The sequence below is a fragment of the Vibrio cyclitrophicus genome (assembly GCF_024347435.1).
GTDB lineage: Bacteria > Pseudomonadota > Gammaproteobacteria > Enterobacterales > Vibrionaceae > Vibrio > Vibrio cyclitrophicus.
Genome location: NZ_AP025480.1, coordinates 2,016,810 through 2,031,658 on the forward strand (window position 1 = coordinate 2,016,810; position 14,849 = coordinate 2,031,658).

Here is a 14,849-nt window from a genome sequence, read left to right on the forward strand (position 1 = left end):
GATAAAAAGCCGCTCCATAAATACATCAAACCCAATAAAATCAGAGCTTGTGCGCAGAGTAACCAAACCAGATAACAAGCACAAAAAAGGCGCTCTTGTGAGCGCCTTTCGTAACTTTGAAACTTTGAAACTTTGAAACTTTGAAACTTTGAAAACTATAACCTTAAATGCGATATTGAATACTATCGTATTGAAGTTAATTGCTTTGAAAATACAGTTTTCTAAGTGCAGTCTCAAAATTACAGTATTGAAAACTTATTCACCGCGGTAGATACAACCTGCAGTACATGTTTCTTTAATCTCAACTTTGCTTAGAAGCGGCAAGTTTGGTTTTAGCTCGTTCCAGATCCATTTAGCTAATACTTCACTCGTTGGGTTCTCTAAACCTTCAATATCGTTCAAGTAATAGTGGTCGAGACGGTCGTAGATTGGTTTGAATACGGCTTTGATTTCAGAAAAGTCGATTACCCAACCAGTATGCGGATCAACTTCGCCTTCTACGTACAAACGAACAAGAAAAGAGTGGCCATGCAAACGACCGCACTTATGCCCTTCCGGCACGTGTGGAAGATGGTGGGCTGCTTCAAACATAAACTCTTTGTATAACTCAGATCTCATTGTGTTTCTCAGGCTAAAAAAATGACACGCAATTTTACGTAAAACCCTGCCACTTCACAAGTTCTATCAATAGTAAGCCCTCAAACTGATTTATAAAATCAAACACCATCAATCGCATCTATTAATAGATTTAACATTTAAAGTTCGAGAACACGGAAACAAGGTCATACTTATCGCTATTTAATGATAAATTACTGACACTTACGCGCCAAAAAAACAACACAAACTTGTTACATCACAGAAACATCATCATAAGCGGAGAATGGTCACACTATTTGTTATACCCCATAGGTAGTAGGGTCTCTGACACGTAAAGTATGCGCGTCATTATAAATAATAAAAACTATTCCCTATGCGCTCAACAATCACTTTCAAAATCCTGGTGGCTTTGGCCGTCGTGTTTACCTTCCTGCTTGCCATATCGACGTATTTTCAATATTCGCAACAAAAAGAGTTGGTTAACTCGGTACTCAGTGAACAACTACACGACAAAGCGAGTAACTATTTCGATAGCCTCAATATGATGATGCTCACTGGTACCATGGCGCAAAAAGATACACTCCGTCAAAAAGCGCTAGCTCAAGACGGTATTGAAAATGTTCGAGTCTTGCGTGCAGACGCAGTGAGTAAACTATACGGTCCCGGCAATGAAAACCAAATACCCGTTGATGATATCGACAAGCGCGCATTGGCTGGCGAAACCGTTATCGAACCATTTTCTTCTGATTGGGGAAAAGGCCTTGTTATCGCCCTACCAATGAAATCGAGTGAAAACTATCGCGGTACAAACTGCATCACTTGTCACATGGCACCGGAGGGGGAAGTTTTAGGGGCGATTCGACTTGAATATAACCTTAGCCATGTCAACTCGCTGATCAATACTCAAACGATGACCGCGATCGGTATTATGGCGGTGATCTCTTTTGCTGGTTTCGTGTTAACCATGGGGCTGATTCGTAAAATCATCGTTCGCCCTCTTCAACAGACATCTCGCTTTATGACCCAAGTCAGCAGCGATAAAAACCTATCCACTCGGCTGCCCGAACAAAGTAAAGATGAGATTGGAACACTGGCTAACTCTATTAACTCGTTCATGGGCACCGTTTCCGACAGTTTGGAAAAGGTACAAAACACCTCACATAAGTTGAATGCGTCTGCCAATCAACTGACCAGCGTTGCGCACATTACCGAACAAGCAGCCAGTGATCAGCAGAATGAAACGGCTGAAGTACAAAACAATGTTGAAGGGATACAAGCTCAGCAGATCAACGTAGAACAAGCGACGTTAACGGCCTCCGAACTCATCAACCACACAGCTGATGTAGCGTGCAAAAGTGCCAACCAGGCACATGACGCAAGTGGTGAAATAAAGAACCTAGTCACCAGCATTGAAGAGGTGAAACACAAAATACTGACACTCAATGAGCAAACTGGAGAGGTTTCTTCAATATTGAGTGTTATTCGAGGCATTGCCGATCAAACTAACCTTCTTGCCTTGAATGCAGCAATTGAAGCCGCTCGCGCAGGTGAACAAGGTCGTGGCTTTGCGGTAGTTGCTGATGAGGTTCGTAATCTTGCCTCACGAACGGCTGAAGCGACAGGCAGTATTGAATCGATTATTCATCAGTTCCAACAAGGTAGCGAAGAATCTTTAACTTCGGCCGACCGAGTTTGCGAGCAAGCACATCAAAGCTCAACAGATATCGATGCACTATCGCATGAAATGAACAGTGTCGTGGAAGAGATGAAACAAGTGCTGGCCCATGCACAAAATATCCAGCAGCAAACGCAATCCACCACACTGGCGACCAAAGACGTTCAGCAGAAGGTCGAGACCATCACTTCACATGCCGATAATACGTCACAATCTGCTGGTGAAACCCGCGGGATCAGTAATGACCTTGAAGAGCTGTCTGACCACCTTGAATCACTGATAAATCAATTCACTTTGTCGAGCGCAAACGCCAGAGATAAGAAAAGGTCATAACGCCTAACGCCATAACGCCGCAGTGTGGCGCTGTTTTTGAAGTTGCTTTTCTTTCCTTTTCAACAAAAAAAGCGCTCAATTTTGAGCGCTTTAAGTTATTAGCTTTCTTTATTTAGGACTCGAATTCCCAATTAAACAATCATTTAGTGTGTAATAGAAACCGCAGTTAGGTCTTTATGCTTATGATACATCGCATGCTTGTAGATGAGACTTGCACTCACGGTATCCATTCCAGCCACTTCAACGTAAGCGCCTTTTTTACGGAACTTGAACACCACCTTATCAAGCGCCTCAACAGAGGTATTATCTAAGAATGACGCATCCGATATATCGATGGTCACCAAAGATGTAGCTTTGTCATAATCAAATAGGTCAACAAACGCTTCCGAAGAGGCAAAAAATACATGCCCTTTTACTTTATGAACCGTGTGTATTTCGTTAGTCATCACTTCATCTGAAATAAACACCATTGACTTGCTGACATGAGCGTAAAACAGAGCCGATAGCACCACGCCAACCGCAACACCTATTGCGAGATTGTGAGTAAACACCACCACCGCCACTGTTGCTAGCATGGTTACGTTAGTTGGGAGTGTGTGGTCTTTAAGCTCAACAACAGAACGCCATGAGAATGTGCCGATAGAAACCATGATCATCACAGACACTAACGCCGCCATCGGTATCAGCTTCAACCAATCAGAGACAAACACTACCATTAATAACAAAACAACCCCTGCAATTAAGCTTGATAACCTCGTCAAACCGCCAGATTTGATATTGATTATCGACTGGCCGATCATCGCACACCCCGCCATTCCACCAAAAAGGGAAGCCACGATGTTCGCAACGCCCTGCCCTTTACATTCATTGTTTTTATTACTTTCAGTATCGGTCAGATCATCGACGATCGTCGCTGTCATTAAGGACTCTAATAAGCCGACGAGGGACAGAGCAATAGAATAAGGAAGTATGGTCGCCAACGTATCAAACGTGAATGGAATATTAGGAATTAAGAACACAGGCAGTGAATCAGGAAGCTTACCCATATCGCCAATTGTTCTTACATCCAAACCAAAGAGCAGACTGACGATAGTAAGTACTACGATGGCAATCAATGGAGACGGTATCGCACTGCCTAATTTAGGGAAATAAGGAAGCAGATAAATAATGGCTAAACCAAGAGCGACTAACAGGTAAACGCTTGATGGCACATTGATGAGTTCAGGGAGTTGCGCCATGAAGATAAGAATCGCGAGTGCGTTAACAAAACCCGTTATGACTGATTTTGAAACAAAGTTCATCAGGTTTCCTAGCTTGAGATATCCAGCCGCAATTTGAACCACGCCTGCAAGAAATGAAGCCGCGAGCAGATACTCTAACCCGTGCTCTCTAACTAAGGTGACCATCAACAGTGCCATAGCACCTGTTGCACCGGAGATCATCCCCGGACGACTGCCAACCAACGCAGTGACGACACAGATACAGAAAGAAGCATAAAGCCCTACTTTAGGGTCAACGCCTGCGATAATTGAAAATGCGATAGCTTCTGGGATTAATGCGAGTGCAACCACAATCCCAGATAATGAATCTCCTTTAACGTTTGATAACCAGTGTTTTTTTAAATAATTAAGCATGTAATTCTCTTTTACTTGTACAGCCAGTCCTGCCTTGTTCAGACATAATTTGATCGACTGTTTTTCTTGAATGAGCGAGCGCTCGAAAAGTGCGGGTGTAGAGAGAATGCAGGGGCTAAGGCGGCGTAATTAACACGTGAATATTAAACTCCTCTGGTTTGTGATTTATTTGCTATTGAATAAGTAAGCTCAAGCCGATTGATAATAGGTACTAAGATAAACAGTACAAATTAAGCTAGCGAGTAAACATTAGACTAGATCGTAAGTATTAAGTTGGATCGTAAACATTGAGCTAGCTTGAGCCGCGCCAATATAAAGTGAGTCTTGATGCAATCACACATTCATTATTGCAAACAAAGATTCCAAACCTATACCACCTCGTCAACGGTTACGGCTATTCATTAAAACGGTTACGGCTATTGACCAAAACGGTTACTAACCTAGTTTAATAACCTAACTCCGACATAACGTTTATAAACGTCTAACGGCAATTGCACCGCATGAAATCGAACAAAAAAACAACCCTTAGTGGTTTTTCTTGTCTGCAGACACAATATTTCTTTCGTCGAGCAAGAATAAAGGTTGAAGCTGTCCGTATGACAGGTAATATGTTCAATCGATTTAAAAAGTTTATACAACTCGATGTTTCGGCTAATTATTGTGCGAATATCTATATATTTGCAGTAACGCTAGTAACTTTGAGTTGAATTTGTCCCTCAATGGAGAATGAAATCAACATGACTTACGCGCCTGTAACAGACGTACTTGGCGGCAAGCTAGCGGTAGACAGTGAAGTAACTGTTCGCGGCTGGATCCGTTCACGTCGTGATTCCAAAGCTGGAATCTCTTTCCTTGCCATTTATGACGGCTCTTGTTTCGACCCGATTCAGGCCGTGGTTCCTAATAATCTTAATAATTACGAAAACGAAGTATTAAAGCTAACAACTGGCTGCTCTGTTGAAGTAACAGGTAAGATTGTTGAGTCTCCTGCGAAAGGTCAAGACTTCGAACTAGCAGCAACTGACGTTAAAGTTGTTGGCTGGGTTGAAGACGCTGACACTTACCCAATGGCTAAGACACGTCACTCTATCGAATACCTTCGTGAAGTTGCTCACCTGCGTCCACGTACAAACGTGATTGGCGCAGTAGCACGTGTACGTAACTGTCTATCTCAAGCGATTCACCGTTTCTACCACGAGCAAGGTTTCTTCTGGACGTCTGCTCCGCTTATCACTGCATCTGATGCAGAAGGCGCTGGCGAAATGTTCCGTGTATCTACGCTAGACATGGAAAACCTACCTCGCACTGACGAAGGCAAAGTTGACTTCAACGAAGATTTCTTCGGTAAAGAAACTTTCCTAACGGTATCTGGCCAACTTAATGCGGAAGCTTACGCTTGTGCACTAAGCAAGGTTTACACGTTCGGTCCTACGTTCCGTGCTGAAAACTCAAACACAAGTCGCCACCTAGCTGAATTCTGGATGGTTGAGCCTGAAGTTGCGTTTGCAGACCTTGACGATGTAGCGAAGCTGGCTGAAGACATGCTTAAGTACGTTTTCGCTGCTGTTCTTGAAGAGCGCCGTGATGACCTTGAGTTCTTCGCTTCTCGCATCGATAAGCAAGCGATCACTCGTCTAGAGCAATTCGTTGACGCTGATTTCGCACAAGTTGACTACACTGACGCAATCCAAATCCTACTAGACTCTGGTAAGAAATTTGAATTCGACGTTGAATGGGGCATCGGCATGTCTTCTGAGCATGAACGTTACCTAGCTGAAGAGCACTTCAAAGCACCTGTTATCGTTAAGAACTACCCGAAAGACATCAAAGCTTTCTACATGCGCTTAAACGACGACGGCAAAACAGTTGCGGCAATGGACGTACTTGCACCAGGCATCGGTGAAATCATCGGTGGTGCACAACGTGAAGAGCGTCTAGACATTCTAGACGAGCGTATGATTGCTATGGGTATCGACCCTGAGCACATGAGCTGGTACCGCGACCTACGTAAATACGGCACAGTGCCACACGCTGGTTTCGGTCTTGGTTTCGAGCGTCTCGTATCTTACGTAACAGGTATGGGCAACGTTCGTGACGTGATTCCATTCCCACGTACACCACGCTCTGCAAACTTCTAATTCGATATTGAGAGCTTAGCTCTTACTAGAATCTAAAAGTTAAGAACAAATAAAAACCTCCGCAATTTGCGGAGGTTTTTTATATTCGGAATAAAAGAAACGACTGATGCTTCGGCATACCACCAGCAGAAACTAATCATTCAAAAGCTAATCGACATCTTGGTCTTTCGCGTATTTAATGGCAAAGCCACAGATTGCCATCATAACGAATGGGATTGCTGCAGTTGTATATTCAGCCCAAGCCATATCTGCGAATGCTTTGGCCAATAAAACATGGCCGATGATAAGCAGAAGTGCGCACACAATCGCGACAATAATAAGCTTAACTTCGTTTCCCATAGTCACTTTCAACATAACGGTATCTCCAAAATTTGATCTACCGTTATTGAATCACAACTCTTTGATCAACAAGGCGTACAGTTACAGCGTAATCAGCCCGTACAGTTGAAATCACTCGCTGTTTTATGAGTAACTTAACCTTTTGAGCAAGCTGCCAGACTATGAATTCGTTAATTGATGCGCCAATTGCCCAAGTAACTTCAGAGCTTGCTCTTTCTCTTTAGTCAGTTCATACGAAAAGTTCAACCGAATCGCGTTGTCTACTCTGCCCTGTTCGCTAAACAAATCGCCAGATGCGACGCTAATACCTTGCTCAATAGCCAGTTGATGAAATTGTTGGCTGTCGAATTTCTCAACAAAACGAATCCAGACAAAATAGCCGCCAGTGGGCTCTTCAATTTGGATAGAATGTGGAAAGTATTGCCTGATCACGCTGATAAAACTCTCTTTTCTTAGCAACAGGTTTTTGCGCAGTTTACGAAGGTGGTTATCGTAGCTTTCATGCGTCAGAAAGTGTGCGACTCCGAGCTGAACAGGCGCGCTACTCGACAGTGTAGAAAGAAGCTGAAGCTTTTGAATGGCATCATTGAAACGCGTGTTCACAACCCAGCCGACCCGATAACCCGGACACAGACTTTTTGAGTACGAACCACAAAGCAGAACAGAATCGGTCTTATCGAAGGCTTTTAGCGGTTTGGGTTTATGACCCTCGAAGTAGAGGTCACCATATACGTCATCTTCAATAATGTAGGTTTCGTGTTGTTCTGCAATCTCAACCACACGGCGCTTTGCCTCTTCAGACAAACTTGTCCCTGTCGGGTTTTGAAAAGTCGTCATCAGCCAACACGCTTTTACCTCTTGGTTTTGTAGTGCGCTTTCAAACTGATCAATATTCAATCCATTGATTGGACAAACATCCACTTCAATCGGATTGAGCCCCAACCTCTCTACGGCCTGTAAAGCGCCATAGAAAGCTGGAGATTCAATCACAACGTTGTCACCTGAATTGGTGACCGTTTGTAGGCTCAAGTTGAGCGCTTCCATCGCACCTGAAGTAATCACGATGTCTTGATGATTCACCGTAATACCCTGCTGCAAATAACGTTGGGCAATTTGCCTTCTGAGTGACTCACTGCCCGGCGGTAAATTATTAATGACACTCGCTCCCGTCATCTTTCTTCCTGCACTCGCGAGGTTTCGGGTCAAGGTAGGCAAAGGAAAAAGGTCAGGATCTGGGAAGGCTGAGCCAAAAGGTATTACACCTTCTGCGGAACTCGATTTTAAGAAATCAAACAAGCGGTCATTGATCGCTTTCTTCTCACGCTCTGGCGTTAATAGGTAATCCATATCATCCATTCTGGGCGCGACAAAATAGCCAGATTGAGGCTTGGCGATAATCCAACCTTCACTTTCTAACAATTGATAGGCTTGTAGAACAGTACTATTACTGACGTTGTAATTTCGACAACTCATGCGCACAGAAGGGATCTTCTCCCCGGACCGCCAAGTGTTGTTAGCAATCTGAGTTCGAATGTCCTTTGCAAGCTCTTCATAACGCGCCATCTAACTGTACTACCTAGATAAATTCTAATAAGCCGGAGATTTTATCACTAACGTTAACAACTATTGCTGCTATCCATATGATTACCCCTGATTTCTATAATTGTGTGAATTGGTTCACAGATAACTTTGTAAGCTTTGCTAAGTTTGTAATCAGGGCGAGAGCCAAGTTCGCTCTAAGCCTCAATCATTTGATGTAACCCAAAAAACATGCGAGATAACAATGACAAGAATAAAAGCAGACCAATTAAGTTATAAAGGAGAGTCAAACGGTGTTCACAGTTGGACGACACCGAGTGGCCAGCCATATTACTGGCACCCAGACTGGCTTCATATCGCTGAAGATGCAACAGGTTCGCATCCAAAGCAGAAGATCGACGTAGAGCAAGATCAAGCGCCGACAGAGAAACACGCGGTGTCTGCAATTCTTAAGCACTTAAACCAGTGGGCAACTGACAAACTGGCGTCTCATCCTGATATTGAAACCAGTTCTATTGAAGCTGAGATCAATCTAAAAAAATAATACACAATTAAACGTAACGGCTTTCGCTGTTCTTCAAGAGCAAGCCAAGATCGACCACAGAATAGCCTCGACTCTCTATCGAGGCTATTAACGTATACTCATAGTAATGCTGTAATAATCCCCACTTAGTTAACAAATCACTTACACACATCAATTTCTTGTATCAATCAACGAAAGCTATCGATAGAATTTCCGGTCTTATTTACGCAAGTCATTCAAGTTATTTATATTTCAATACAGGCAATGCGTATTTCACAGCAAGTATGCGTGCTTAAAACTCGTGAATCTAATAAGCATTATGTAGATCAGAAACGAAAACGAATAAAGGCTTATCGATGGATACATCAAACTATAATCAGTCGCTAACAACTCAACTGTACGTTATCGCTGGCGTACTTTTTGGCACCTATTGCAGTCGAGTATGCCCTATGCTCGACACCTTAACGACCCTAGAAATATTCACTCAAGTGAGCATCGTTTTTGCCTTGGTTTGGCTTGTGCGCCATTTCCTGTTTGCACACCACACTTTGGTTAAACAAGGTCGGTTTGCACAACTCGATTCCCTGTTGTTTTTTGTAGTAAGCGTCCCTTTCGCTCTTTATTACAACTTGAGTTACGACTTCACTATCGATAGTAATTTAAAAGTGGTCTTCGGAATGACGTTGTTCGGCTTTTTTACGGGAAGCATTCTGCAACTGAAAGCCAAATTGAATCAGATAGACAAGATGGAAAAATCTGGGCAATTTGACTTCCAACTAGTAGGAGAGCGAAGTTCATTAGTGAATCAGATGATCGGTTTAGTCATCGTACTTCTAATCACACTGACCACTATGCTGACGATGGTGGCTGTTAAAGATATTTTTTGGCTGGAGAACAACCCTGAACGCTTGTTAGATGGCACCGGCAAAGTCAGCGTGATTAAAGAGTTCATCTATTTAGCGCTAGTACTTGGTGGATACGCGATAACCATAATGACACTTTGGAACAAGTTGATTAAACGTATTCTCCTTAGCCAAGAGTGCGCCTTGAATAAAGTTACCCAAGGTGAACCAGGCATTCGTCTACCGATTTTCGGCTACAACGAGCTAGGTTCTATGGCATCCATGACTAACATCATGCTAGATAGCCTTGAAACCGCGCAGAACGAAGTAAAAACCACACGTGATGTTGCGATTGTTAGCTTGTCGGCGCTTGCAGAGTCTCGAGATAATGAAACGGGTGCTCACATTCTGAGAACTCAAGAGTACGTAAAGGTACTGGCACAAGAGCTTAGCAGGTCGGAAACACACGCTAATTTGTTAACTCCGAATTATATCGAATTACTTTATAAATCGGCTCCCCTACATGACGTCGGCAAGGTAGGTATTCCTGACAAGGTTTTACTAAAACCCGGTAAATTAACCGATGAAGAATTTGAAATAATGAAAGGTCACCCTGCAATTGGTGCTGAAGCCCTGTCTATTGCAGAAAAGCAGTTGGGAAGCTGCTCATTCTTAAAAGTCGCGAAAGAGATATCACTGACGCATCATGAGAAATGGAATGGCAGCGGCTATCCAAATCAGTTGTCCGGTGAAGAAATCCCGTTATCTGGCCGATTAATGGCATTAGCAGATGTTTATGATGCGCTCATATCGAAGCGCGTGTACAAGCCAGCCTTTACTCACGAGCAAGCTAAACAGATTATCTTGGAGGGCAATGGGACGCATTTTGATCCGCAAGTTGTTCAAGCATTTCTTACTGTTGAACAGCGGTTTGTCGAGATTGCAGCGACCTATAAAGATGGCAAAAACATCCCAAGTGAACTTGAACGCGAGAGCTTCATTGCTCAACCAGCATAATCTATTCAAAAATCACTAACTTCTTACACCCTATAGGTTAACCCGTAGGGTGTTTTGTTATCAAATACCCTCTTTAGTCAATAAATCTGATTGAAATGGATTTTTTTTGGTCTTTCTGTTCACTTCGTATTGTCTTAAAAATTCCATACAGGTATAACTACCAGTAGATACTATCCCCTCTCAATTGACATGGATGAAGATTATGTTTGAAAAAGTGTTAGCTGCTCCCGCCGACCCTATCCTCGGCCTTACTGAAGAGTTTAAAAAAGACTCTCGCGCAGAGAAAATCAACCTTGGTGTTGGCATCTACAAAAATGAAGATGGTCAAACGCCTGTACTTAAAACAGTAAAGAAAGCAGAAGCTGCACTTCTTGAAAACGAAAAAACCAAATCTTACCTAACAATTGAAGGCACGGCTGAATACGGTCTAGCCGTTCAGAAACTTCTTTTCGGTTCAGATGCAGAAATCGTAACGTCTCAGCGTGCTAAAACAGCACAAGCTCCAGGTGGTACGGGTGCACTTCGCGTAGCAGGTGAATTCATCAAGCGCCAACTGGGCGACGTGAAAATCTGGATCAGTAACCCAACTTGGGCTAACCACAACGGCGTTTTCGCTGCGGCAGGTATCGAAACCGCTCAATACAGCTACTACAACGCTGAAACAAAAGACAAAGATTTCGCAGGCATGGTTGCTGACCTAGAGAAAGCTTCTGCTGGCGATATCGTTCTTCTTCACGGCTGCTGTCATAACCCAACAGGTATCGACCCAACAACTGAAGAGTGGGAAGTACTGGCTAAACTAGTTGCAGAGAAGAAACTGCTTCCTCTATTCGATTTTGCTTACCAAGGTTTTGCAAAAGGCGTTGAAGAAGATGCGGCTGGCTTACGTATTTTTGCTCAATACAACAAGGAGATCCTTGTTGCTAGCTCATTCTCTAAGAACTTCGGCTTGTACAACGAACGCGTAGGTGCATTCACTCTTGTTGCTGAATCTGCAGACGTAGCAACGACAGCGTTCTCTCAAGTTAAGAGCATCATTCGCTCTATCTACTCTAACCCACCAGCGCACGGTAGTGCTGTAGTAACTCACATCCTTGGTGATGCTGATCTACGTGCTGAATGGGAAGCGGAAGTAGCAGAAATGCGTGATCGTATCCAAGAGATGCGTGAGCTGTTCGTAACAACACTGAAATCTGAAGGTGTTGATGCAGACTTCACATTCATCGAACGCCAAAACGGCATGTTCTCGTTCTCTGGCCTAAGCAAAGAGCAAGTAACTCGCCTGAAAGACGAATTCGCTATCTACATTGTTGGCTCTGGCCGTATTAGTGTTGCTGGTATGACTAAGTCAAACATGGGTCCTCTGTGTAAAGGTATCGCTGCGGTTCTTTAATCATAAAGCATAAACCTGTACTTGAAGACGTATAGATATCAAAAAGCCAGCAGTTACGCTGGCTTTTTTACGTCTGAGTTTTGATGTATGAATCACTTATTTTGTGTATCAAACACTTAGTCTTCATATCGTTGACTAATACTCTAGAACAAACTCCACTCCAAGCTCATTGGTGCGTTCACTGCGAATCTTACCTTCACCGTCTCGGTGTTGATAAGAGCCACCAATCGCAAACTTATTGGTCACTAGATAACGTAAACCCACGTGGTAAATTTCTTCATCAAACAGGTCACTGCGATTCACTTGCACACTGCCGTTTGCAATCCAACGTTTCGCAAATCCATAGTTAAGTTCGGCTTTTATCCCTTGGATGAACTCAGTGTCCGAAGATTCAGTTCGGTTGGTATCATTATCTTCAACCTTACCCTTAGTAATACCAAGCAGGTAGTAAGCCACCACATCTAAATCTTTTTTAATACTATATCGATAACCAACACCCGGCATAAGCGTATCAATTCGAGTTGTCGTTTCATCCGGGTGGATGAAACGTGCACTGTAGTCACCTAGCAACAACCAGTCGTCAGTCATGGCGTAACTCACACCCAACCCATATGACGAAGCATTGTTATTACTGCCGGCATCTTCATTTAAACTGCCCGAATGCGCGGTGGCGTATATATGGTCATAATCAAGAATATCCACACTATGAGTTTCTGCCCACAAATTTGGAGAAAACATAAAAACTGCAGATACCAAACTAAGCTTCCACTTCGACATTCCTATTATCCTTAAGCAATCACTCCATTAACTGAAAGATTAGTCTATCCATAAGACTTTAAAAAGGTTTTAGCTCACAGATTGATTTGTCACGGCAAATTATTATCAAATGTTGTACCATGAAATCATACAAACTAATGGATGATCATTATGGATGCTGAGTTATTAGAGATTCAGAACTTTCTGGCACAATACCCACCTTTCACAGAACTCCCTGAGGAGGCCTTGATGAAAGTGACCAGTAGCGTAGAAATTTCTTATTACCGCCAAGATACACCTATCATTCACTTTGGTGACCAAATTCATGATCTCTATATCGTTCGAAGCGGTGAAGTAGAAGTTTATCGTCGTAAAGGCGAACTCTATAACCGCCTTGATGAAGGGCACTTGTTCGGCCAAATGGGCTTGCTGACCAACAACAAGGTTCGTTTTCCAGTGAAAGCGACCGAAGATACCCTACTCTATTGCATTCCTGAGCCAATCTTCCAAGAACTCTATGACAACTATGACTCTTTTGCCGACTTCGTTGAAGTCGAAGACAACGCCCGCCTTCGTCAAGCTAATTCAGACAGCAACGACGCTAATGATTTAACGACCTCTAAGGTGAAAACACTGCTCACCAGTGAAGCACCGATGATCGAAAAAACGCGCACGATTCAGCAAGCTGCCACCATGATGGCCGAAGACAACGTCTCTTCACTGCTCATTATTGACCCAGATATTGTTGAAGACGATGAAGACGACTCAACGCCTGTTATCGGCATTATCACGGACCGAGACTTGTGTACACGCGTTCTCGCAGAAGGCCTCGACCCATCCGATGAAGTATCAAGCGTAATGACAGCCGAGGTTATCTCGCTAGACCATAACGCCTATGTATACGAAGCAATGATGACTATGCTTCGCTACAACGTGCATCACCTACCAGTACTAAAAGACAAGAAGCCAATCGGTATAATCGAAGCAACTGATATCGTGCGTTACGAATCTCAAAACTCCCTATTATTGGTAAGCAGTATCTTCCAACAGCAGAGTATTGAAGATCTCAAAGTGCTCTCAGAACAAGTAAAAGACAGCTTTGTTCGTCTAGTCAACGAAGACGCCAACGCACATATGGTTGGTACCGCTATGTCAGTAATTGGCCGTAGCTTTAAACAACGTATTATCGAGTTAGGTGAAGAGAAACTGGGTAAAGCGCCCATTCCTTATTGTTTCCTTGCACTCGGCTCTATGGGCCGTGACGAACAGCTGCTAGTCACAGACCAAGATAATGCCATCATTCTTGACGATACGTACGACGAGAAAAAGCATGGTAAATACTTTGAAGAGCTTTCCACTTTTATCTGTGACGGTTTAGATCAATGTGGTTACGTTTACTGTACTGGCGACATCATGGCGACAAACCCTACTTGGCGCATGACACGTCGCCAATGGGAAGAGTGCTTTGCCGATTGGATTGATGATCCGAACCCGAAAGCACTACTAAATGCTTCCATCTTCTTTGATTTAGATGGCGTGTATGGCCGCTTAAAATGGGCTGAGCAATTGAACAGCTTCATCGTAAGACGTGCACGTAAGAATAATCGCTTCTTAGCGTGTCTTGCTCGTAACGCGCTCAACCGCACACCGCCTCTGGGTTTCTTCAAAGATTTCGTAATGGAGAAAGATGGCCGTCACAACAACTCGATCAACCTTAAACGTCGTGGCACCGCGCCACTCGCAGACTTAATTCGTGTTCACTCTTTAGCGGTGGCTTCTCGTTCAAAGAACTCATTTGAACGTTTGGATGACATTATCGACGCCGGTATTTTGCCAAAAGGTAGAGCACAAGACTTGAAAGACGCCATGGAGTTTATCTCTCTAGTTCGTATTCGTCATCAAGCACACGATGTTGACAATAACATCGAGCCTGATAACAACATTGAACCCGAAAACCTTTCAGATTTTGAACGTCGTAACTTGAAGGACGCATTCCAAATTCTTAGCAACGCGCAAAACTTCCTTAAGTTCCGTTATCAAGCTAGCAATAAGTTTAAGTAGGG

11 protein-coding genes are annotated in these 14,849 nt (G+C 43.4%); 6 read left to right on the top strand and 5 right to left on the bottom strand.

The window, feature by feature from the left end; genetic code table 11:
- Positions 1-255: 255 nt before the first annotated feature.
- The gene (gene queD / locus OCW38_RS08785) at positions 256-618 is read right to left on the bottom strand and encodes a 6-carboxytetrahydropterin synthase QueD (RefSeq protein WP_010441408.1); all 363 of its coding nucleotides are present in this window, start codon (positions 616-618) and stop codon (positions 256-258) included.
- A 352-nt stretch (positions 619-970) separates the two neighbouring features.
- Here queD and OCW38_RS08790 point away from each other — a divergent pair, with 352 nt between their 5' ends.
- Positions 971-2,605: a methyl-accepting chemotaxis protein gene (locus tag OCW38_RS08790; protein WP_261893738.1), complete on the top strand. Its 1,635-nt coding sequence runs from the start codon at positions 971-973 to the stop codon at positions 2,603-2,605.
- Between the two features lie 143 nt (positions 2,606-2,748).
- Here OCW38_RS08790 and OCW38_RS08795 read toward each other — a convergent pair whose 3' ends face one another.
- Positions 2,749-4,239 (bottom strand): SulP family inorganic anion transporter, encoded by a 1,491-nt coding sequence (locus tag OCW38_RS08795; protein WP_010441412.1) that lies wholly within the window; start codon positions 4,237-4,239, stop codon positions 2,749-2,751.
- A 737-nt stretch (positions 4,240-4,976) separates the two neighbouring features.
- On the opposite strand from OCW38_RS08795, the gene asnS reads away from it, so the two are divergent.
- Positions 4,977-6,377 carry an asparagine--tRNA ligase gene (gene asnS / locus OCW38_RS08800; RefSeq protein WP_261893740.1) on the top strand — a complete coding sequence of 467 codons (1,401 nt, stop codon included), beginning with the start codon at positions 4,977-4,979 and terminating at the stop codon, positions 6,375-6,377.
- 147 nt (positions 6,378-6,524) lie between these two features.
- Here the strand turns inward: asnS and OCW38_RS08805 are convergent, their stop codons facing one another.
- Complete coding sequence (locus OCW38_RS08805) at positions 6,525-6,731, bottom strand: hypothetical protein (protein ID WP_016784568.1); 207 nt, start codon at positions 6,729-6,731, stop codon at positions 6,525-6,527.
- Between the two features lie 144 nt (positions 6,732-6,875).
- Positions 6,876-8,279 (bottom strand): aminotransferase-like domain-containing protein, encoded by a 1,404-nt coding sequence (locus tag OCW38_RS08810; protein ID WP_016800897.1) that lies wholly within the window; start codon positions 8,277-8,279, stop codon positions 6,876-6,878.
- A 220-nt stretch (positions 8,280-8,499) separates the two neighbouring features.
- On the opposite strand from OCW38_RS08810, the gene OCW38_RS08815 reads away from it, so the two are divergent.
- The 3 genes from OCW38_RS08815 to OCW38_RS08825 all read left to right on the top strand — a co-directional run bounded on the left by OCW38_RS08815 (position 8,500) and on the right by OCW38_RS08825 (position 12,030).
- Entirely contained in the window at positions 8,500-8,799 is a 300-nt protein-coding gene (locus OCW38_RS08815; RefSeq protein ID WP_065100302.1) for a hypothetical protein, read from the top strand.
- A gap of 335 nt (positions 8,800-9,134) precedes the next feature.
- On the top strand, positions 9,135-10,637 hold the full coding sequence (locus OCW38_RS08820) for an HD-GYP domain-containing protein (RefSeq protein ID WP_261893744.1): 1,503 nt from the start codon (positions 9,135-9,137) through the stop codon (positions 10,635-10,637).
- Positions 10,638-10,839: 202 nt separating this feature from the next.
- Positions 10,840-12,030 (top strand): amino acid aminotransferase, encoded by a 1,191-nt coding sequence (locus OCW38_RS08825; protein WP_010441428.1) that lies wholly within the window; start codon positions 10,840-10,842, stop codon positions 12,028-12,030.
- A gap of 135 nt (positions 12,031-12,165) precedes the next feature.
- On the opposite strand, the gene OCW38_RS08830 is transcribed toward OCW38_RS08825, so the two are convergent.
- Positions 12,166-12,807, bottom strand: coding sequence for an outer membrane beta-barrel protein (locus OCW38_RS08830; RefSeq protein ID WP_016767243.1), 642 nt, complete (start codon positions 12,805-12,807; stop codon positions 12,166-12,168).
- A gap of 150 nt (positions 12,808-12,957) precedes the next feature.
- Here OCW38_RS08830 and OCW38_RS08835 point away from each other — a divergent pair, with 150 nt between their 5' ends.
- Positions 12,958-14,847: a DUF294 nucleotidyltransferase-like domain-containing protein gene (locus tag OCW38_RS08835; protein ID WP_010441436.1), complete on the top strand. Its 1,890-nt coding sequence runs from the start codon at positions 12,958-12,960 to the stop codon at positions 14,845-14,847.
- Positions 14,848-14,849 lie beyond the last annotated feature (2 nt).